This window comes from Parafrankia soli (assembly GCF_001854695.1).
GTDB lineage: Bacteria > Actinomycetota > Actinomycetes > Frankiales > Frankiaceae > Parafrankia > Parafrankia soli.
Map to the genome: position 1 here is coordinate 1 of NZ_MAXA01000277.1, position 20886 is coordinate 20886.

Below are 20886 nucleotides of genomic sequence, written 5' to 3' on the forward strand. Positions count from 1 at the left end.
CCGCCACGCCCCGCCACACACTTCGGCCGGCGGTCTTGAAGGTCGCACTGCCCTCGCCGAACAGCGCGACCGGATCCCTGCCAACCACCGAGAGCCGTCACGCCTCGGAACGCGTTGACCATCGGGGTGGCGCTGTGTGTCAACTCTCCTGACGGGCGACCAGGTCAGATCCGATGACGCAGGACCAGCGACGGGCCACCACCACCGACGCGAGGCCAGATACGGCGACGCCTGAAAAGGAGCGACGCTCCGTCACGTTCTACGGCGGTGAGTCTGGGCGAGCTGCGGAGGACCCCGCACTGCCCCTGACCAGTACCACCACGGGCCGGCGAACGTCCTCCGGCTCCAAGAGCCGGAGGACGTTCGGAGCCCCCTACGCGGGGTCTACGGAAGGGGTTCGGCGGCACGCCCCAGGGCCCACGGGCAGCGTACTTCCGCCCTGTCGGGGATCTCGCTTACACCGCCCGCGGTGCGTCAGCCGAGGACGATCCCGCGGGCGTGCCCCCGGCCCGGGGGGCTGTCGACGATCGTCGCGTAGCAACGGCCGCCCGATCAGCTGATGTAGACGGATTGGATGCTGTAGTCCCGGTTCATGGTGATGGTGGCTTCGTCGCCGTCGAGTTTGAGAACGCTGACCGTGACGTAGTCGGGGTCGAGGCTGACGCTCTGGACATGACCGCCGCCGGTGTAGTCCAGTGCCGCAACCTGGGCGTCGTTGATGATCCTTTCCGCGGTGGCGGCGTCCAGGCCGGTGCTGGCAGCGAACGCCGTGGGTGTTCCGACGCCAAGCACGCCGGCTGTCATGACGCAGACGAGGGCCTTCCTGACACACATCATTGCAATGAGGTACCCGACAGCCCGTGACACACACGGGGAGGCTCGGCGCACAGGACGTAATGCTGAAGGGCCGGGGTATGAAGTGTGATCACCCCCGGTAACTGGCAGGGTTCCAGTCGTTGCATGGCAGGGCGCGACCAGGGGCACCTCGCCGCGAGACGCAGCGGCCCCAGGCCCACCGAGCCATCGGACCCTGCCATCCGGCGCGACCGAAACCCCGCCGTTTACCGGGGCCGATCACAACCTGACCGAAAACTCGGCTCAGTTACTCGCCCTTTGGTTTCTTCCTCGCTGTTTCGGGGGCCGATCTCGGCCGAATCCGGTCCGAAAGGGTGAGAAGGAAATCAAAGGGCGAGCAGGCCGCCCGATGTGCGGAGCTTTTGTCTGATTGACGGGAATTGCGGCTGTGGGCGGGGATCACATCGTGGCGCCGTCGCTGGGGTAGACATCGAGAGCGTCCTCGTGCACCGTGAGCCAGACCGGTGTTCCGCGGACCAGCCGGAGCAGGCCCAGCCGCGCGGCCGGGATCTCGGCCCGCACGGCCGGGGTGCTGGCGACGAGCACCCGGACCTGGTCGCCGAGCGCCTCGACGGAGACCACCGGCCCGGTCAGGACGTTCACCCGGGTCTCGGGCGGCGGCTCCCGCAGGTGGACGCCGACCTCGGCGGGCCGCAACGCGACCAGCACCGCTCCGGGCGGAGCGTTCGGGGCCACCCGGAGCGCCCCGTGCACCGGTGCGCCCGGCAGACCTCCGCCGCCCCCGGCACCGGCGGTGCGAGGGTCGCCGCCGGCTGTCGGGCCGAGGGTGACCGTTCCGTTCGCGGCGGTTCCCGGGTAGAGGTTCAGGCCGGCGAGGCGGGCCACGTACGGCGTACGCGGGCGCGTGATCACCTCGGCCGGCTCGCCTCGTTGGACCACCCGGCCGCCCTCGAGGACGGCCACCTCGTCGGCCAGGGTCAGGGCGTCCACCGGGTCGTGGGTGACCATCACGACCGGGACGTCCAGGGTGGGGAGCAGGGCGCGGATCTCGGCGCGGACCTCGAGCCGGGTGCCGGCGTCCAGGGCGGAGAGGGGCTCGTCGAGCAGCAGCATCCCGGGCCCGGGGGCGAGGGCCCGGGCGAGTGCCACCCGTTGCGCCTGCCCGCCGGACAGCGCGGCGGGGCGCAGGTGCGCGAACTCGGCCAGGCCCAGGCGGGCCAGCCATTCCAGCGCCGCCGCGCGGGCCGGGCCGCGCCGGGTCCGGTGGCGGACCCGGGGCCCGAACGCCACGTTGTCGACCGCGCTGAGATGCGGGAAGAGCAGGTAGTCCTGGAAGACGTAGCCGGCGTCGCGCCGCTCCGGGGGGACGTACCGCCCGGAGGCCGGCTCGTCGAGCACCGTCCCGTCCAGGGTGATCTGCCCGTGGCGTAGCGGGACGAGGCCGGCCAGCGCGCGCAGCAGCGTGGTCTTGCCGGCGCCGTTGGGCCCGAGGACGGCGAGCGTGCGCCTGGGGGCGACGGTCAGCGCGGCGTCGAGGCGCAGGGTGCCCAGGTCGACGCCGATGCGGGCGTCCAGGCCCGTGGATTTCTCCGTCATGCGAGGCGCTGCGTTCGTCGGGCGTCCCACCAGTGGCCACGCAGGGCGACCAGGACGACGATGCTGACCACCAGCAGCACCAGCGACAGCGCCACGGCGGCGTCGGGGTCGGTCTCCATCGCCAGGTAGACCGAGAGGGGCATCGTCTGGGTGGTCTTCGGGAAGTTGCCGGCGAAGGTGATCGTCGCGCCGAACTCGCCCAGGGCCCGCGCCCAGCTCAGCACGGCGCCGGCGGCGACCGCCGGCGCGACCATCGGCAGGGTCACCCGGAAGAAGGCCGTCGCCCGGCTGGCGCCGAGGGTGGCCGCCGCGTCCTCGAAGCGGCGGTCGGCGGCGCTCAGGGCGCCCTCGACCGACAGCACCAGGAACGGCAGCGCGACGAAGGTCTGCGCGATGATCACGGCGTTGGTCGTGAACGGGATCGTGACGCCGAACCAGTCGTCGAGGCGGTTGCCGACGAGGCCGCGCCGGCCCAGCACGAGCAGCAGCGAGACGCCGCCGACGACCGGCGGCAGCACCAGCGGGATGGTGACCAGCGCGCGCAGCAGGCCCCGCCCCGGGAATGAGCCCCGCGCCAGCGCCCAGGCCAGCGGCACCCCGAACAGGACGCAGAGCACGGTCGTCACGGTGGCGGTGCGCACCGACAGCCACAGCGCGTGCCTGGTCGAGGGATCGCTCAGCAGATCGGGCAGCGCCTCCCAGGGAGCCCTGATGATCAGTGCGACGAGTGGCAGCAGGAGGAACACGGTGGCGAGCGCCGCCGGCACGGCGAGCGGCCAGGGAGCGCGGACGCGCACCTCGCGCCGCGCGCCCCGGCTGCCCCGCCGGCCCCGGCCGGCGCCGTCGCCGCGTCGGGGGAGCTCCGGTTCGACACCACCGGTCACCGCGGCAGGCACGGGCGGTGTCGAACCGGCCACCTGCCGTGCCGGACGGCCCAGAGTCACGCCGGCGGACCGAATCCCGCCTCGGTGAGCACCTTCGCGCCCTCGGTGGACAGCAGCGAGTCGACGAACTGCTGCGCGGTCTCGGCCTCGTCGGAGTCGGTCAGCACCGCGATCGGGTAGCTGGTCGTCGCGTTGACGTTCGCCGGGATCTCCACGCCGACCACGTCGGCGCCGGCGGCGGCCACGTCGGTGCGGTACACCAGGCCGGCGTCCACCTCACCGAGGCGCACGGACGTCAGCACGGCCTTGACGTCCTGACCGTAGGTGACGGGGGTGACCTTCTCGCCCGCCTTGTCGAGGACCGTGGTGGCGGCGACGCCGCAGGGCACCTGTGCCTCGCACAGCGAGACCTTCACGCCGGGCGTGTCGAGGTCGCCGATGTCGTCGATCCTGGCCGGGTTGTCCTTGGGTACCGCGATCTCGAGTGAGTTCGTCGCGAAGGTCGTCGGGTCCTTGGCGTGGCCCGCGTCCACGACCTCGGTCATGTTCTTCGGGCTCGCCGAGGCGAAGACGTCCGCCGGGGCACCCGAGTTGATCTGCTGCGCCAGCGCGGAGCTGGCCGCGAAGGAGAACTCGACCTTCGTCCCCGGGTGGGCGGCCTCGAACTGCTTGCCGAGCTCGGTGAACGTCTCGGTGAGCGACGCGGCGGCGAAGACCGTGATGGAGTGGGATTCCGGCGCGGCACCGGTGGTCGTGGCGGCCGGGGTCGCGGTGTCATCGTCGGACCCGCAGCCGGCGGCGACGAGCGCGAGGACGGGCACGAGGACGAGGGGAACGGCGAGGCGCGAAACGCGGGTGGACCCGCGAGAGGCTCGGATCATCGGCACGGATGCACGATACAGCCGCAATCGCGGTTTCTGAGTGGTGTATGTGCCGCGTTTACGGATAGGTAACCGCTGTCGCGCCTGGTGAGAGGGTGTAGGGGTGTCCAACGACCTGCGCGGCCGGGGCGCCGCGTTCCTCGACTTCTGGCGTGAGCGGCATCTGTGCACCCTGACGACGGTGCGCCTGGACGGCACGCCGCACGTCATCGCTGTGGGCGTCACGCTGGACGCGCAGGCCGGTGTCGCCAGAGTGATCACATCCCGCCGGTCACGCAAGGTCAGGCTGCTGGCCGGGCGCGGCGGGCTGGACGCAGCCGGGCGGGTCGCGGTGGCGGACGCGGGCTCGCGGGTCGCGGCGGTTCCTCCCACGACTTCCGGCGCGGGCGAAAAGCCTTCTGTTGACGGAGAAATGCCTGGTCGGCCGCTGTGGAACTCCCTGGCCGACCGAGGTGTGGAGCCGGTTGGCGGTGCGTCCGTTGCGGCGTCGGGTCGGGTCGGTGTGCCGGTCGCGGTGTGTCAGGTCGACGGCGGGCGGTGGTCGACGCTTGAGGGGTTGGCGGTCGTCCGGGACGATCCCGCGTCGGTCGCCGAGGCGGAGCGCCGTTACGCCGAGCGGTACCGCACCCCTCGCGTGAACCCCGACCGGGTCGTGGTGGAGATCGAGGTGACCCGGGTCCTCGGCTCGGTGTGAGGCACGCGTGCCCGTGCCGAGTGTGGGTGGTCGCGGAACACGCGGGTTCTCGGGAAATTACCTGTCCGTCATGAGTCTGTAACACATGGGGTCGGGAACCGGTGCCGCGTGGCACGTCCCGGTCAGCACGTCCCAGACGGCATCGACATCCCCGGGAGCCCAGGCGCCACAGGCGTCACAGGCGCCGCAGGCCGGTGAGCACCCGGCCGAGYAGCCCAACCTCCTGGGTCGCGTCGGTCGTGTCGAGCTGCGAGATCTCCACCAGACCCGCCGACTCGGCGTCCGTCACCAGCACCCGCACGACGCCGACCGGTAGCCGCAGCTCCGCCGCGATCTCGATCACGGACTGCGGGCGCAGGCACATCTCGACGATCGAACGTTCGTCGAGGAGCAGCTCCGGATGCCGGCGCCGCCCGTGCGCGGTCGTGCAGACCATCGCCTCGAGTGCGAGCAGGCGGCTGGCGTGAGCCCGCCCGCGGGTGGCTGTGTAGGGCCGGACGAGTTCGCCGGATGGATCTGACCAGTCGTCGGTCACCGGGTGCGAGCTCCCGTCCCGCTAGAGGCCCGCGGGTGGTTCGTGGCGTCTGGCCGGGGTCAAGGCGTCGCGGGTGCGCTTGACCAGCACTGTCATCTCGTAGCCGACCAGTCCGATGTCGCAGGTGTTGCTCGCGAGGACGGCGAGGCACGATCCGTCGCCGACGGCCATCAACAGCATCGAGCCCTGGGCCATCTCCACGATCGTCTGTGTGACGGAGCCCCCGTCCACGAACTCGGCCGCCGCCAGGGTGAGGCTGAAAAGACCGGAGGCGATGGTGCCGAGCTGGCCGGCCTGCTCCCGTGGGAAACCGTCACAGACGGCGAGGAGATGCCCGTCGGACGACGCGACGATGGCGTTGGCGACGCCCGGTACCTGATCAACGAAGTTGTTGATCAGCCAGTCCAGTGACGGGCTGTCGGGGATCGTCTCGGTCACTCGTCCTCCAGCCTATCGAGGGGTGAGCCGAACGGACGTTCGGCCCGGGTCGCGCCGGGGGGCACGACCGGAGGGGACGCGCCGGGCCCCCCGAGGCCGCGGGAGTCGGTGGTACGGGAATCGGTGGCATCGGTGGCATCGGTGTCGCGGGCGTGGTTCACGCCTTCGTACAGCCGGGAGAGCCGGCCCCGGATCCACTCCGGCCGCACCTCGGGCGCGGGCTGCTCCCAGCCGGAGCGGTCCGGCGTGCTGCCCCGTCCCGCCGGGCCCGGGATGTACTCCGCCCCCGTGCCGCCGGACCGGGGGCCACCGGCCGCTGGGACGCGCATCGGCAGCCCCGCCCGGGTGGTTGGCAGCGCGGCGGGATCGACCCGCTCCGGCGGGCCCTGCAGCCGTGGGATCGGGCCCGTGGACGCGGCGCCGCCCGCGACCGTCCACCCGGCTCCGCTGCGCACCACGCGGTCGGTGGCACCCGGAACCACCGGGCGGACGGGCGGCGGGAGCGGCGCCGCGGCGGGCCGGGTGGGCAGTGCTCCGGCGGGCATGGACGTCGTCGGGTCGGCGGGGGTGGGCGGCGTGGGCGCGAAGCCGGCCGCGGGGGGCACCGTGGGCGGGCCGGCCGGGGTGCCCGTGCCCGCCGCCGGCCGGTCGAACCAGGTGAACGGTGTCTCGGGCGCTTCGGGCGGGAGCGGTTCGGGCGGGAGCGGTGCCGCGGAACCGCCCACCGGGTCCGGCACCAGCGGGTCCGGCGTGATCGAGCCGGATGCGGACGAGCCGGGCGAGGGTTCGCCAGGAACAGACGAGTCAGGCGGGGGCGGGCCGGCGGTGACCGGGTCCGGCGCGGCCCGTTCGCGCTCGCGGGCGCGGCCGGCCACGACCTCCTCGATCGGCGGCAGGTCCGACTCGCCCGCGGCGCCGGCGGATGCACCCGTCGCCGCTGCGGCCGCGGCGGAGGCGGCGGCTGTGCCCGGGGTGCCACCCTCGGCCTTGGACGCCGTCCCGCGGGGCTTGAACCACGGGACCACAGGCGGGTTCGGCACCACCGGGGGCAGCGGAGCCAGGCCATGCGACGCCGGCGTCCGGGTGGCCGGGGAGCGAGGCGCCGGCTGTGCCGGAACCTCCGGAGGCGCGGCTGGCGCGGCTGGCGCGGGGGGTGGGAGCGGGGCCGCCGCCGCGGGCGGCTGGGTGAAGGGGTCGGCCGGCATCCCCGCAGGCCTGTCGGTGAGCCCGTTCAGCGCGAGGAGACGGTTGAACTCATCGGTCGTCCCGCCGCGTTCGCTTGAGTCGAAGGACGCCATGCGGGGCCGCTGGGGGAGTGGGCCAGGTACGCCCGGGTGCACCTGGCCGGCGGCACCGGCACCGGCACCGTGGCCGTGGCCGTTCAGTGACGCTGGCGCGCTCGGGCCGTTCCTGTTCGGGGACAGCGCCAGCGGCTGTCCCCGAACGCCTGCCGCGAGCGCCGCGCCGCCGCGCGGTGCGCCGGTTTCCTCGCCGTGCCGCGGGACGGCCGCGCTCGCCAGCAGGTTCGCCGGCAGGCCGACCAGCGCCTGCACCCCACCGCCCGACGCCGCGTCGAGCCGAACGCTGATCTCGTGCCGCTCGGCGAGCCGGGCGACGACGAACAGGCCGAGCCGCTCGGCGATGGAGAAGTCGAACAGCGGCGGGTGGGCAAGCCGCTCGTTGGCGGCGGCGATCTCCGCCGGGGGCATCCCCAGGCCGCGGTCGGTGATCGAGACCACCATCCCGCCGTCGGGGGAGCGGCGCGCCACGACCTCCACCGGCCGATGCGGCGGCGAGAACTGCGCGGCGTTCTCCAGCAGCTCGGCGATGAGGTGCACGACGTGGTTCACCGCGCCGGCCGTGATGCGGGCGTCGACCACCTCGACGATCTGGATCCGCTGGTACTGCTCGATCTCGCCGACGGCGGCCTGGAGGACGGCGGCGATCGACACCGGGGTCGCGCGGCGCCGGCCGGGCCCGGTGCCGGCCAGGACGAGCAGGTTCTCGCTGTTGCGCCGCATCCGGGTGGCCAGGTGGTCGAGCCGGAACAGGTTCTCGAGCTGCGCGGGGTTCTCCTCGGCCCGTTCCAGCCGGTCGATGAGGGCGAGCTGGCGCTCGATGAGGCTCTGGCTGCGGCGGGACAGGCTCAGGAACAGCGTGTTGACGCTGCGCCGCAGAACGGCCTGCTCGGCGGCCAGCCGCACCGCCTCCCGCTGGAGGTCGTCGAACGTCCGGGCCACCTCGCCGATCTCGTCCTTCGACCGGATGCCGATGGAGTGGATCCTGGTGTCGACCTGGCCCGCGCCGGCGGTCTGCAGCTGCTCGATGATGCGCGGCAGCCGCTCGTGCGCGACGTCGTGCGCGCCGTCGCGCAGTGCCCGCAGCGGACGGGTCATCGTGGCGGCGATCGCCATGGTCAGCAGCACCGCGGCCAGCGTGATCGCGATGATGAAACCGCCGATGAGCGCCGTGCGCGCCCAGGCGTCCGCGCGCAGCTTGTCGGCCTCGTCGATGACGTTCTGCGACAGCCCCGACTCGACGGTGCGCAGCAGCTCGATGTGGGTGGTGCTGGCGGCGAACCACTGCTCCGGGTCGACGTCGAGGTCGAGCAGGTGCTGGCGGCTGATGGCTCGGTCGGAGATCCGTTCGACGGTGAGCACCGCCTGGCCGTTGACCACCCGGTCGTAGCGGGCGCGGTCGTCGGCGTCGGCGACGTCCCGGAACGCCGCGCGCGCGGCGTCGGTCTGCGCCAGCAGGCTCGAGAGCGCGTCGGCCTGCCCGGTGTCGAAGTGCCCGACCTGGGCGACGGCGTAGAGCTCGGCCCGGACCTGCGACTCGACCTCCTTCACCTCGGACAGGTCGCGCAGCACCGTCGTCGTGTAGCCGAGGTCGCCGTCGACCCGGTCCGGCCCGATCCGCCGGTCGACCTCCCGCAGGTCGGCGATGGTCGTGGAGTACTGGTTCAGCACCGCCCCGAGGGGCAGGCCCGCGCCGTCGGCCGCGGCGCGGGCGCGCGGCAGCTCGTCGAGGCTGCGCAGCGCGCGCTGCGCAGCCGGGCCGGCGGCCGGGCCGAAGTTGTCGGACGCCTTCGCCAGCGCGCCGCGCACGGTGGCGACGGCCGCGTCGACCGAGCGGTGCTGCGCCGCCAGCCGGTTGACCCACTGCTCGCCGTCCGGCCGGTTCTGCCGCCCGCCGGCGACGAAACCGGCGGTGAGGTCCCGCTCCATCTGGAGCTCGTGGACCGTTGCCGCGATGTCGCGGCCCAGGGTGGCCGCGTGCACACCGCGGCCGTAGCTCGCCGCGTCGGAGATCCAGGTGACGGCGCCGAGGATGGCGACGCTGAGGAACGCCGCGGCGGGGATTGCGATCGACAGCAGCAGCCGGCGACGCACCGGGAGGTCGGCGACCCGGCCGCCCAGATCCCGCCGGCCGGCCCGGGCGACCCGGGTCAGCCGGGTGGCGCGCCGGCGTCGCGCCGAGGGGCGGACGGTCCGCGGAGACCTGCCGGACCCGGCGCGATGAGGCGCCCGGGAGCGCCGGTCGGCCCGGGACCCGGGAGCCCCAGGGGTGCCCTGCGCTCCCTGCGTGCCCGGGGCCGCGGATGCCTCGGGGGCGGCCTGCCCAAGGCTGGAAAGCTCGGGTGCCTCGGTCATCGTGCTCCCCCGTCCGATGTGGTGGGCGGCGTCGGCCGGTGGCCCGACAGCCGCCGGCAGACCGCCGCCGCGTCGTGCCCTCCGCCGCGCAGCAATACCACGTCGCCCACCTCTCGGGGTCCGTGCGCCCTACTGGCTCCACGCACGTTCAACCATGCCGGCCGGGAAATCGTATTTCCCGGTGCAGTCGACACTATGCGAGGGGGGCGAGCCGGAAGGAACCTTCCTTTGTTGGGGCTTGATCCGCCTCCCRTTGTTCTTGTCGGGGGGTGAACTGGCTAGAGTGGCCTCGCATTGCGCGGGTCCTTGTCGGCGCCGCGCCGTCGGTACTCTGACCGCTGTACCGCGTGGAGCGCTGTACCGCGTGTCTGAACGTGCGCCTGGAAGATGACGACGTGGGGGACGAGCCATGGCCATCGTGTCGCGGTCGCGCGTCCTAAGCGTTGCGATCGCAGCGGTTCTGCTGCTGGCGACCGGCTGCTCCGGGGATTCGAATTCCAACGGTACCGGGGTTTCCGGCATCGTCAAGATCGGCCTGTTGGCTCCGCTCGGCGGAGCGAACGCGGAAGCCGGCCGGGACGCTCAGCGCGGCGCGGATCTCGCCGCCTCGGTCGTCAATGCCGGCGCGGACGCCGATCTCGCCTCGACGGGCATCTGGGGCGCCAGCCGCGCCGCCTCGCTGTCCATCGTGACAATGGACACAGAAAGTGATCGGCAGCGTGCGGTTGATGCTACAGACCGCCTGGTCGCCGAAGAGCGTGTCGCCGGCATGGTCGGCGCGTTCGACGCCGAGGCGACGCTGGATGCCAGCCAACGCGCCGAACGCCTCGGAACACCATTCGTAAGCGGTGACGTTCAGTTGAGTGCGCTAACAGAACGTGGGCTGAGCTGGTTCTTCCGTTCCGGTCCGGACGTGCGGAGCTTCGGTGGCGCGTTCCTTTCCCTGCTGCGTGGCGCGGAACGGGACGGCGTCGCCCGTCGGCGGGTGGCCGTTCTTTACGGCGACCGGCCGGAAGGCCACGACCTGCAGGCCATGCTCCAGGAACTGGCCGAGGAGACCGACGTCCAGCTGGTCGCGCAGGAGCGCTACGCGCCGGCCGACGGGGACCTCACCGACGAGGTGGGCAGGATCCGCGCCGCCGCGCCCGACATGGTGCTCTTCGGGGCGCTGCCCGGTGCCGGCCGTGTGCTCGGCGACGCGCTGAGCGGCCTCGGCTACGCCCCGCCCGGGATCGTCGTATACGGGGCCGCGGCGGAGGCGGTGCCGCTGGCCTCGATGCCCGGTCTCGACGGGCGGGTGAGTCGGCAGGTCGGGTGGTCGTCGCTGGTCGCGCAGGCGAACCCGCTGGCGACCCAGGTGTCGAAGCGCTACCAGAGCGCCTACGGCGGGCCGATGACAGAGGCCGCCGCGGCCGCGTACACGGCGGTCATGGTGCTGGCCCGGGCGATCGGCGCCGCGGGCGGTCTCGAGCCGGAGCGGATCAGGTCGGCGCTGGTGGCGACGAACGTGCCCGGCGCGGAGACGGTCATGCCCTGGGAGGGCGTCCGCTTCGACGTGACGCACCAGAACGCGCTGGCCGCGACGGTGGTCGAGCAGGCCACCGGCAGCCGGTTCGCCGTGGTCTACCCGCGGGAGCTCGCCACGGCCGCCTTCGCCTGGCCGGCGACGGACCCCGGCGGCCGACCCGCCGACGCGGGCGCGACCACCGGCTCCAGCGGGGGCGCGGGAACCGGCTCGGGCCGCGCCGACGCCCGCAGCGAGGGATGAGTGGTGTCGACACCGAGCGAACCATCCCCCACCGGCCCCGCGCCGCTGCTGACGCTCACGGCGGCCGGCAAGCGCTTCCCGGACGGGACGACCGCCCTGACCGGTGTCGACCTGGCCGTGAGCCGCGGTGACTTCGTCAGCCTGGTCGGCCCCTCGGGCTGCGGGAAGAGCACGGTGCTGCGGCTGGCCTCCGGCCTCACCGAGGCCACGGTCGGCGCGGTCGACCGGGGGACGGACCGGATCAGCTACGTCTTCCAGGACCCGACGCTGCTGCCCTGGCGCAGCGTGCGGCGCAACGTCGAGATGCTGGCCGAGGTGACCGGCGTCCCCCGGGACGCCTATCGGCCCACCGCGGCCGAGCTCATCGAGCTGGTGGGTCTCGCCGGGTTCGAGCGGCACCGGCCGAGGTCGTTGTCCGGCGGCATGCGGATGCGGGTCTCGCTGGCCCGCTCACTGGTGCTCGCCCCGGAGCTGCTGCTGCTCGACGAGCCGTTCGGCGCCCTCGACGAGCTCTCCCGCGAGCGGCTCAACGACGAGCTGCTCCGGTTGTTCGGCCTGGGCCGCTTCGGGGCGGCTGTCTTCGTGACGCACTCGGTCGCCGAGGCGGTGTTCCTGTCGACGAAGGTGATCGTGATGTCTCCCCGACCGGGCCGGATCGTCGCCGAGCTGGACGTCCCGTTCCCCTACCCGCGGCCGGCGGACATCCGCTTCACCGACGAGTTCACCCGGCTGACGGCCCGCGTCTCGCGGCTGCTGCGCGCGGTGGAGCCGGCATGACCGCGGACACCACCGCCCCCGAGGACACCACCGCCCCCGCGGCGATCGCCGGCCCCGGACGGGCCGGGCGCCGCCCGTTCTGGCGGTCGGTGAACGTCCTCGGCCCCGTGGCGATGTTCGGGCTCATGATCGGTGTCTGGTACCTGGTGAGCCTGGTGCTGCTCGACCCGAAGCGCCGGTTCCTGCTGCCCCCGCCGCACGCCGTCGTGGACGTCGCCTTCCTCGACCGGTACAACCTCGAACAGCTGCTGCGCGCGTTGTGGCTGTCCACCTCGGTCGCGCTGACCGGCCTGGGGATCTCCATCGTTCTCGGCATGGCGCTGGCCGTCCTCATGAGCCAGGCGCGCTGGATCGAGCGTTCGGTGTATCCRTACGCCGTGGTCCTGCAGACGATTCCGACGCTCGCGATGGTGCCGCTCATCGGTTTCTGGTTCCACTACGGCTTTGTCAGCCGAGTGATCGTCTGCGTGCTGATCGCCCTCTTCCCGATCATCAGCAGCACGCTGTTCGGGTTGCAGTCCGTCGATCGCGGCATGCTGGACCTCTTCGCGTTGCACCGTGTTCCGAGGTGGGTGCTGCTGGTGAAGCTGCGGCTTCCCGCGGCGCTGCCGGCGACCTTCTCGGGTTTCCAGGTGTCGGCCGGCCTGGCCGTGGTCGGTGCCGTGGTCGGCGACTTCTTCTTCAAACAGGGTGACCCAGGGATCGGTGTACTGATAGATCTGTACCGGGCTCGGCTGATGACGGAGCAGCTTCTCGGCGCGGTCATTCTCGCGTCGCTGCTCGGGGTGGCCGTCTTCGTCTTCTTCGGCTACCTGTCGCGKCTTGTCACCGGGGCCTGGTACGGCTCCGAAATCCCCTGAGACGCAGCCGGTACACCGTGTGCGCGAGACCCCGCGTGCGCGTGCTCCGGCGCGGGCGGACCGGCCCCGGATTCGTCCGGCCCGCCCCTGGATTCGGGCGGCCCGCGCCCGGATTCGGCCCGTCTCCCACTGTGCCGGCGCCCTCCTGGACCCCGTGAAACGCACACTTCCCTGAAAGGCGAGAACATGAGACGAACAAAACTGGGCGTGGTGGCCCTGGGTGCGACGGCGGCACTGGCACTGGCGGCCTGCTCCGGGGACTCGACGACGGGCGAGAGTAGTTCCGGCGGTGAGCGGGCGCCGGCGGCCGAGGCGGGTGGCGCCCTCGACCTCGCCGGGGTCTGCCCGGAGAACGTGGTGATCCAGACCGACTGGTTCGCCGAGTCCGAGTACGGCTTCCTCTACGAGCTGATCGGCCCGGACGCCAAGATCGACACCAGTGGCAAGCGCATCTCCGGCTCGTTGGTCGCCCAGGGCAAGGACACCGGTGTCAACGTCGAGGTGCGCTTCGGCGGGCCGGCCATCGGCTTCGAGCAGGTCAGCTCCCAGCTCTACCTCGACCCGGAGATCGACCTGGGCCTGGTCTCCTCGGACGAGGCGATCCAGAACTCCAAGGGCCAGCCGACCACGGCCGTCTTCGCCCCGTTCGAGGTCAGCCCCATCATGATCATGTGGGACAAGGCGAAGAACCCGAACTTCCACACCCTGGTCGACATCGGCCAGACCGACACGAAGGTCCTGTACTACGAGACCGACACCTACATGCAGTACCTGCTCGGAGCGGGCATCCTGCGGGCCTCCCAGGTCGACGGCAGTTACGACGGCGGCCCGTCGCGCTGGGTGACCGAGGACGGCGCCGTCGCGCAGGGCGGGTTCGCCACCTCCGAGCCCTACATCTACAAGAACGAGCTGGATGACGGGCGCAGCTACGACGTCGACCTCCAGCTGATCAACGACACCGGGTACCCGGTGTACGGGCAGGCCCTGTCGATCCGCACCGGGGACAAGGAGACCCTCGCTCCCTGCCTGAAGAAGCTGATCCCGATCGTTCAGCAGTCGCAGGTCGACTTCGTGAGCGACCCGGCCGAGACCAACGCGCTCATCATCAAGGCCGTGCAGGCCGACGACGTCTCGGTGTGGAACTACTCGCCGGGCCTGGCCGAGTTCGCCGTCACCACGATGAAGGAGCGTGGCCTGGTCGCCAACGGGCCGAACGCGGCCGTCGGCGACATGGAGGAGGACCGGCTGACCCGGATGATCGAGATCCTCGAGCCGATCTTCACCGGCCAGCGCAAGGAGCTCAAGGCCGGCCTGGCGCCCGGTGACCTGTTCACGAACGAGTTCATCGACACCTCGATCGGCCTCAAGTGACCCCACCACCGGCGGGTCCCGCTCCGCTGCCCGCCGACTTCGTCGTGCGGGCCCGGCACGTCCTGACCATGGGGCCTCGCGGCCACCTGCGGGACGCCGCGGTCGCCGTCGTCGGCGGGCGGATCGCCGCCGTCGACACCACGGCGGACGTCCGGGCGCGGTTCGCGGACCTGCCGGTGGTCGGGGACGGCGGCGGGATCCTGATCCCGGGGCTGGTCAGTGCGCACGGCCACTTCTCCGAAGGGCTCGTCACCGGCATCGGTGAGACGCACACGCTGTGGGAGTGGTTCGTCCGCGTCGTCGAGCCCATCGAGGGGCACCTCACCCGGGACATGGCCTACGTCGGGACGCTGCTCAAGGCGGCCGAGCTGGCCTGTTCCGGGGTGACGACGGTCGCCGACATGTTCTGCTCGGCGGCCGGGACCACCCCGGTCACCCCCGGGGTGGTCGACGCCCTCGACGCCGTCGGCCTGCGCGGCGATGTGTCGTTCGGCCCGGCGGACTCGGCGAACCCCCGGCCGGTCGCGGCCGTCCTCGCCGAGCACGCCGCGCTCGCCGACGCGGCCCGCAACTCGCGCCGCACCACCTTCCGGGTGGGCCTGGCGACCGTGCCGTCGAGCAGCGACGAACTGCTCGACGAGACGGCCCGGCTGGTCGCGGAGACCGGCCGGCTGCACGTCCACCTGCACGAGATCCGCGAGGAGGTGACCGCGTCGCGGACGACGCGCGGCACCGGGTCGATCGAGTTCGCCGCGCGGCGCGGGCTGCTCGACGCGCAGGTCGTGGCCGCGCACTGCGTGTGGCTCGACGACACCGACGTAGAACTGCTGCGCCGGCACCGGGTCGCGGTCGCGCACTGCCCCGTCTCGAACATGATCCTCGCCAGCGGGGTGTGCCAGGTCCCGCGGCTGCTGCGCGACGGGCTCACCGTCGCGCTCGGCGTGGACGGCGCGGCGAGCAACGACAGCCAGAACATGCTGGAGACGATGAAAATCGCCGCCCTGCTGCAGAAGGTGCACCACCTGCAGGCGACGGCCCTGACGGCGCCGACGGTGCTGCGGATGGCGACCATCGAGGGTGCGCGGGCGCTCGGGCTCGCCGACGAGGTCGGCTCCCTGGAGGTCGGCAAGGCCGCCGACCTGGTCTACCTCGCCGAGGCGAGCCCGTCGCTGGCACTCGTGCACGACCCCTACCAGGCGGTCGTCTACTGTGCCTCCCCGCGGGACGTCACCGGGGTGTGGGTGGCCGGTGAGCGGGTCGTCGTCGACGGGCGACTGGCCACCGTCGATCTCGGGCCGGTCCTGCCGTGGGCGCGTGAGCTGGCCGTCGAGCTCGCCAGCCGGGCCGGGCTGGACTCCGAGCTGCGCTCCGCCGCGGCCGGCCCGCCAGTGGAAGTAGTGCCCGGCGCGGCGCGGTGAACGACGGTTGGGGTCCTTTCGGACATTAGACTGCGCACTCCGGGCGGCGCGGTGCGGGAGGTGCGGTGATCGCTGGGGTTGCGGGGCTGGCCGCGGCGGCTTCCTCTGTCGGCATGCTGATCGTCACTGCGGACGGCCGGGTGGCGTGGGTCAACGACGCCCTCGTCGACCTCGTCACCGGGACGCGGAACCCCGACTCGCCGTTCGAGGCGCGGCTCGCGGTCGCCGAGGCCGGCCTGCCGCTGACCGGGCTGCATCCGGCGGCCCCGCCCGCCGTCCTCGACTGGGCCGGCACCGACGGCGAGCCGCGCCGGCTGCGCATCAGCTGCCGCGACATGAGCGCCGGGCAGCCCTCGGAGCTGCTGCTCTTCGAGATCGTCGACCTCACCGGCGAGGCCGCCGACGCCGCGCGGGCCGCCGAGGTCGCCGCCACCGAGGCCGCCCTGGCCGCCCTGGCGGCCGGCCAGCGCCCGGCGCCCGCCGACTCCGGCCTCGCGGAGGATCTCCCACCCGCCGGGTCCTCCGGCCCGGCCGCCGGCGGCCGGGACACCGACGCGGCGGGCGGCCTCGATCCCGAGGACGCCGCCTGGCTCGACGCCGCGGCGGCGATCGTGCTGGCCGCGGGCACCGAGGCGCCGTCCCCGGCCCAGCCCGGCGGCGGCCCCGAAGCGGCGGATGCCGGGTACGCCCTCGACCACCCGGACAACGCCCTCGACCACGTCACCGACCACGGCGTCGACCACGGCGTCGACCACGCGGCCGGCGGCGCACTTCCGGCCGCCCCCGCCGTCGACCCGCTCACCGGGTTCGCCACCCGGTACGCCATGGCCGAGGAGCTGGACGGCCGTATCGCGGCCGCGGCAACCGCCGCCGCCGCCGGCACGGCGGTCGAGGCGGAGACCTCGGGCCCGGCGGGCCCACCGGGCTGCCTGCTGCTGCTCGACGTCGACCACCTCGCCGACGTCAACGACCTGCAGGGCCACACCGCGGGCGACGCCGTCCTGCGCGGGCTCGCCCACAGCCTGCGCGCCGAGCTGCCCGAGGCGATGCTCGGCCGGCTCGGCGGGGATGAGTTCGCCGTCCTCCTGCCCACCGGTGGCGGCGGCGAGGGGCTGGCCGTCGCCGAGCGGCTGTGTGCCGCGCTCGCCACCAGGCCCGTCGCGCCCGGCGAGCTCCCGGCCCGGGCCACGGTCAGCATCGGCGTCGTCCCGCTGGACCTGGCGGCCGGCAGCGAGGCCGCGTTCGCCTGGGCGGATCTCGCACTGCGGGAGGCGAAGCGGGCCGGGCGCAACCGGGCCCGGCTGTTCACCCGGGAGCAGTACGACGAGGCCGCGCTGCGGGTGACGGTGACCAGCCGGGTCGCCGCCGCGCTCGACAGCGGGCAGATGTCGCTGGACGTGCTGCCCCTCGTCGATCTCGCCAGCCGCGAGGTGGTCGGCTTCGAGCTGCTCTCCCGGCTGCGGGACGGCGTGTGGCCCGAGCTCGGGCCGCGGGGCTTCCTCGCGGCGGCCGAGCACACCGACCTGGGCCTGCACCTCGACCRGTGGGTCGTCCTCCGGGCGGTCAACGCCCTGGTCAGCGGCGTGCCGGGCCGGCTGTACGTCAACCTGGCCGCGCGGTCCCTGCACGACCCCGCCTTCGGTGACTTCGTGCTCTCCACCCTGCGGGACGGCCGCGTCGACCCCTCCCGGCTGGGCCTGGAGATCTCCGAGAGCGCGGCGGTGGCCAGTCCGGACGCGGCCCGGCGGCTCGCCGAGCAGCTCGGCGCCGCCGGCTGCCCCGTCCTGCTGGACGACTTCGGGATGCAGACGGGCGCGGTCGTCGCGCTGCGCAACCTCCCGCTGTGGGCCGTGAAGATCGACGCGAACGTCGTCCGCAACGCCGACGCGAACCCGCGCGACCGCTCCCTGGTGGAGGCGGTCGTCCAGATCGCGCGGACGGCCGGCATGCTGGTCATCGCCGAGGGGGTGGACCGCGCGTCGCTGCCGCAGGTGCTGCTCGACCTTGGTGTGGGCCTGGCGCAGGGCTATCACGTCGGCCGCCCGCGCCGCCTCACCGAGCTGCTCGGCGGCCCGGACGGCGACGACGTCACGACGGTGATGAGCCTCGGCAACCGGCGGTGACGGCTGTCCTCTGAGCGGCCGCACGCCGGGCAGACGGGGCGATGCGGCTTAGAAGGGCCGCGCCGCGCACCAGGTGCTGTCACTGTGCGTAGTGTCAGCCGCATGGTGGGAAGCGCCGGAAGCGGCGCGGTCGTGCCGCGTGCCCTGCTGGTGGCCGCCCTGCTTCTGGGGCTGCTCCTCTGCCTGTCCGGCCCGCCGTCCGCCGGCCCGGCCCGGGCAGGCGTGGTCCTGGCCGGCGGGTCCACCGGCGTGGCACCGCCCGCGGCGCCCGATGAGCCGGGCCCGTTCACCGCCGGCTACCAGACCCTGACCGTCTCGGATCCGGGGCGCCCGGGCCGGCTGCTGACCACCTCGGTCTGGTACCCGGGCGCTCCAGCGCGCCTCGGCCCGGTGGCGCTGCCCCCGGCCGCGCGGTACCCGGTGGCGCGGTACCCGGTGGCGCCGGGCGTGGACGTGTCGTCGGCGCTGGCCCACGAGGAGATACCGGTGGCGCCGGGCCGCTTCCCACTCGTGGTCGTATCGCACGGCAGCGCCGGCAGCCGGGTGCAGCTCGCCTACCTGGCCGAGGCATTGGCGACGCACGGCTTCGTCGTGGCCGCGCCGGACCATCCCGGCGACACCATGATCGAGGCGGCCGAGGGCCGGCAGGCCCCGCTCGTCGAGCTCGCCAGCGACCGGCTGCTCGACGTCTCGGCGGTGATCAGCGCGTTCACGAAGCCGGACTGCCCGCTGTCGCGGATGGTGCGCGCGGACGAGGTCGGCGTCGTCGGGTTCTCCTTCGGCGGGCTGACCTCGGCGGTCTCGACCGTGGGCTTCCTGCGGGCGCCGGCCGACCCGCGGGTGCGGGCCGTGGTCGGGATCGCGCCGGCCACCGAGGTCGTACCGGAGCGGGAACTCGACCGGGTGCGCGTCCCGGTGCTGCTCGTCGGCGGCAGCGACGACCTGGCGGCGCCGGTGGAGCGCAACGCCGGGCGCACCTTCGACGGGCTCCACGGCGCGCACCCGCGCTACCTGGTCACGGTGACGGGCGGGATGCACAACTCGTTCACCGAGATCTGCGCCCAGGCCGCGGCGGTGCGCGACCGCCCGGTGCCCGAGGGCGTGCGGGTGCGGCTGGAGGTGACGGCGGAGGTGACCTGCCGGCCGCCGGCTGTCGACATCGACCGCGCCCACCGCCTGACGACCTACTACACGGTGGCGTTCCTGGAGCGCCGGCTGCTCGGGGCCACCACCTACGACTCGTTCCTCACCCCGGCCGCCGCCCGCCGGTTTCCCGAGGCGCTGTTCCACGCCGCCGGCTGAGCGCCCGCGGGCTCCGCGGGCCTTCGGGGTCCGTACCTTCGGAGCCCGCCAGGGCCCACGGCGTCCGCGGAGCTTGGGGAGCCCATGGTGTGCCAGGGCTGTCAGGGTGGACACTGCTGTGGTCTGATCAGGTGGGCGTGCGCGTGTGACCTGCGACGACGCCCTGCACGTGCGGGCGCGCCGCGGCCCGGCGCGGCGAAACGGGTGACCGCCGCCGACACCGGCGGCTACGGTGGCCCGACCAGCCGGTGGCCGGGTGGCCGCCGGTGGGGTGTAGGGCAACGCTCAGGGGCACGGCGATGTGACCCGCGAGGAGGTCGGCCAGTATGTCCGCTCGCCAGGTACGGCGGTTTCATCTCGAGCGTGATGTCGACGTGTCCGGAGTGTCCGGCACGGGTTCGGTCGCCTTCGGGGCGCAGGCTCCCGATGGCACCTGCGTCCTGTGGTGGAACTCCGAGCACGGGTCGGTCGCGATCTATCCGTCGATGGAGACGCTGCTCGCCATCCACGGCCACGCCGGGATGACGAGAGCGGTCTACATCGACTCCCCGCCCGCGAGCCCGCACGGCGCCGGTGCGCAGCCGGCGCCCCGGGCTGCCCGCACCGGCGGCTGGCGGTCGGTGGCGGCACGGGGCGGCCGTGGCGGGCGCGCCGCCCGCACAGGAAACGGGCGGCCGGCCCGGCCGTCGTGGAGCGTCACCACGGGATCCGTCGCCGCGCGGATGGTCGCCCGGGGCGGCGCGGCGCGCGCCCTGTCCGTTCAGGTGAGCGGTCGGAAGCACGGCACGGTCGGCCCGTCCGGGTCGATCGTGTAGAGCGCGAGGGTGCCCGCCATGTCCTGCGGGTCCACGCCGATGATGTTCATGTCGTCGACGACACCCGCCATCACGCCGAGTGCGTGGCGCAGCAGCACGGGCGCCAGCCCGCGCGGGTTGTCGACGCGTGAGTGGAACTCGACGGCGGTGTCACGGTCCGCGGTCAGGGCGGCCAGGGTGCCGAGCCTGATCCGGTCGGTGAGGATCTCCCAGACCCGTTCCGACTCCGGCGCCTCCGGGCTGCGCCACACCGTCCGGTAGGACATCGCGGAGATCACCGCGGACGGGGACTGCCCGGTGCRCAGGTGGATCGTGACCGTCCACATGGCGAGCAGCCAGCACAACGCCCCCATCGTTCGGTGTGGATCGTCATCGGCCCGTTCGGCCAGGTGTTGTTCGGCGGCATACCGGGTGTGTGGCGACAGCCACGCCACGACAAGGCGTTCGACGTCGACCACGTCAATCATGGGGAGCTCGTTGGGATGGGGACGGGCAAGTGCTGCAGCCCGCCGTGAACTTGTGTCGACCAGGGCCAACGCCCCCGCATCCGGGAGAGTCTGCCAGGCGAGTCCCGACAGCGGCATGGCGCACACCGTAACGTGGCGTGCGCCATGCCACCACCAGCGTTGGTGAAAGGTTGGGGTCGTTCGTGTTTCCGACCCCACCCTTCTGTGCCAGCCGAGCCGTTTTTCGTGCCGGCAAAGCCGATTCTGTTCCCGGCTGGTCGCCCTCGGTTCCGCCTGTGCGACGTCGTGTGCCCACCGGCGTGCCCTGCGTGGTGACGCGAGGGCACGCCGGGCCCACCGAGGTGCTTGTCCGTTGGTGCCTGTCTGTCGGTCTCTGTCCGCCGGTGCCTATTCGCCGAGCAGGTCGATGACGGTGCTGGGTGGCTGGCTGGGTGTGGTGGCGATGTGGGTGCGCCAGTGGGCTTCGGCGGCGTCGGTGTCGTGGCGGG

Annotated in this window: 17 protein-coding genes; 9 read left to right on the forward strand and 8 right to left on the reverse strand. The window is 73.3% G+C overall.

The annotated features are described in order from the left end of the window. Window positions 1-552 precede the first annotated feature (552 nt). The 4 genes from BBK14_RS32960 to modA form a co-directional block, all read right to left on the reverse strand. Window positions 553-804, reverse strand: a complete 252-nt coding sequence (locus BBK14_RS32960; RefSeq protein ID WP_071067049.1) for a hypothetical protein — start codon at window positions 802-804, stop codon at window positions 553-555. Window positions 805-1254: 450 nt separating this feature from the next. Continuing rightward, the gene (locus tag BBK14_RS32965) at window positions 1255-2412 is read right to left on the reverse strand and encodes an ABC transporter ATP-binding protein (protein WP_071067050.1); all 1158 of its coding nucleotides are present in this window, start codon (window positions 2410-2412) and stop codon (window positions 1255-1257) included. Beyond that, window positions 2409-3356 (reverse strand): ABC transporter permease, encoded by a 948-nt coding sequence (locus BBK14_RS32970; RefSeq protein ID WP_116430207.1) that lies wholly within the window; start codon window positions 3354-3356, stop codon window positions 2409-2411. Before BBK14_RS32970 ends, BBK14_RS32965 begins: the two co-directional genes overlap by 4 nt. Next, window positions 3353-4177, reverse strand: a complete 825-nt coding sequence (gene modA / locus BBK14_RS32975) for a molybdate ABC transporter substrate-binding protein (protein ID WP_071067065.1) — start codon at window positions 4175-4177, stop codon at window positions 3353-3355. The genes BBK14_RS32970 and modA overlap by 4 nt, the downstream gene beginning before the upstream one ends. Window positions 4178-4280: 103 nt before the next feature. Between modA and BBK14_RS32980 the strand changes: the two genes are divergently transcribed. Further along, the gene (locus BBK14_RS32980; protein ID WP_071067051.1) at window positions 4281-4871 is read left to right on the forward strand and encodes a pyridoxamine 5'-phosphate oxidase family protein; all 591 of its coding nucleotides are present in this window, start codon (window positions 4281-4283) and stop codon (window positions 4869-4871) included. 175 nt (window positions 4872-5046) lie between these two features. Here BBK14_RS32980 and BBK14_RS32985 read toward each other — a convergent pair whose 3' ends face one another. From BBK14_RS32985 to BBK14_RS32995, 3 genes are read right to left on the reverse strand one after another with little or no spacing between them, the layout of a single operon-like run. Further along, window positions 5047-5406, reverse strand: a complete 360-nt coding sequence (locus tag BBK14_RS32985; protein ID WP_071067052.1) for a DUF742 domain-containing protein — start codon at window positions 5404-5406, stop codon at window positions 5047-5049. Between the two features lie 21 nt (window positions 5407-5427). Next, window positions 5428-5844, reverse strand: coding sequence for a roadblock/LC7 domain-containing protein (locus BBK14_RS32990; RefSeq protein WP_071067053.1), 417 nt, complete (start codon window positions 5842-5844; stop codon window positions 5428-5430). Beyond that, window positions 5841-9497: a sensor histidine kinase gene (locus BBK14_RS32995; protein WP_071067054.1), complete on the reverse strand. Its 3657-nt coding sequence runs from the start codon at window positions 9495-9497 to the stop codon at window positions 5841-5843. Before BBK14_RS32995 ends, BBK14_RS32990 begins: the two co-directional genes overlap by 4 nt. A 409-nt stretch (window positions 9498-9906) precedes the next feature. Here BBK14_RS32995 and BBK14_RS33000 point away from each other — a divergent pair, with 409 nt between their 5' ends. The 8 genes from BBK14_RS33000 (at window position 9907) to BBK14_RS33035 (ending at window position 19931) form a co-directional block, all read left to right on the forward strand. After that, window positions 9907-11265, forward strand: a complete 1359-nt coding sequence (locus BBK14_RS33000) for an ABC transporter substrate-binding protein (protein WP_071067055.1) — start codon at window positions 9907-9909, stop codon at window positions 11263-11265. 3 nt (window positions 11266-11268) lie between these two features. Next, a complete protein-coding gene (locus BBK14_RS33005) occupies window positions 11269-12042 on the forward strand; it encodes an ABC transporter ATP-binding protein (protein ID WP_083391417.1) in 774 nt (257 codons plus the stop codon). Further along, window positions 12039-12902, forward strand: coding sequence for an ABC transporter permease (locus BBK14_RS33010; RefSeq protein WP_071067057.1), 864 nt, complete (start codon window positions 12039-12041; stop codon window positions 12900-12902). Before BBK14_RS33005 ends, BBK14_RS33010 begins: the two co-directional genes overlap by 4 nt. 186 nt (window positions 12903-13088) lie before the next feature. Next, window positions 13089-14273, forward strand: coding sequence for a hypothetical protein (locus tag BBK14_RS33015; RefSeq protein WP_071067058.1), 1185 nt, complete (start codon window positions 13089-13091; stop codon window positions 14271-14273). Further along, window positions 14270-15691 (forward strand): amidohydrolase family protein, encoded by a 1422-nt coding sequence (locus BBK14_RS33020; RefSeq protein WP_071067059.1) that lies wholly within the window; start codon window positions 14270-14272, stop codon window positions 15689-15691. The genes BBK14_RS33015 and BBK14_RS33020 overlap by 4 nt, the downstream gene beginning before the upstream one ends. Before the next feature lie 65 nt (window positions 15692-15756). Further along, entirely contained in the window at window positions 15757-17814 is a 2058-nt protein-coding gene (locus tag BBK14_RS33025; RefSeq protein WP_071067060.1) for an EAL domain-containing protein, read from the forward strand. Window positions 17815-17898: 84 nt separating this feature from the next. After that, window positions 17899-19116 carry an alpha/beta hydrolase family protein gene (locus tag BBK14_RS33030; protein ID WP_241832053.1) on the forward strand — a complete coding sequence of 406 codons (1218 nt, stop codon included), beginning with the start codon at window positions 17899-17901 and terminating at the stop codon, window positions 19114-19116. 374 nt (window positions 19117-19490) lie between these two features. Continuing rightward, window positions 19491-19931 (forward strand): hypothetical protein, encoded by a 441-nt coding sequence (locus BBK14_RS33035; RefSeq protein ID WP_420849211.1) that lies wholly within the window; start codon window positions 19491-19493, stop codon window positions 19929-19931. Here BBK14_RS33035 and BBK14_RS33040 read toward each other — a convergent pair. After that, window positions 19877-20515, reverse strand: a complete 639-nt coding sequence (locus BBK14_RS33040; protein ID WP_071067063.1) for a hypothetical protein — start codon at window positions 20513-20515, stop codon at window positions 19877-19879. The genes BBK14_RS33035 and BBK14_RS33040 overlap by 55 nt on opposite strands. Between the last annotated feature and the right edge of the window lie 371 nt (window positions 20516-20886).

Coding starts and splice junctions, on each gene's coding strand:
- modA (WP_071067065.1), bottom strand. CDS start 4,177: ATGATCCGAGCCTCTCGCGGGTCCACCCGCGTTTCGCGCCTCGCCGTT.
- BBK14_RS33015 (WP_071067058.1), top strand. CDS start 13,089: ATGAGACGAACAAAACTGGGCGTGGTGGCCCTGGGTGCGACGGCGGCA.
- BBK14_RS32995 (WP_071067054.1), bottom strand. CDS start 9,497: ATGACCGAGGCACCCGAGCTTTCCAGCCTTGGGCAGGCCGCCCCCGAG.
- BBK14_RS33000 (WP_071067055.1), top strand. CDS start 9,907: ATGGCCATCGTGTCGCGGTCGCGCGTCCTAAGCGTTGCGATCGCAGCG.
- BBK14_RS32965 (WP_071067050.1), bottom strand. CDS start 2,412: ATGACGGAGAAATCCACGGGCCTGGACGCCCGCATCGGCGTCGACCTG.
- BBK14_RS32960 (WP_071067049.1), bottom strand. CDS start 804: ATGACAGCCGGCGTGCTTGGCGTCGGAACACCCACGGCGTTCGCTGCC.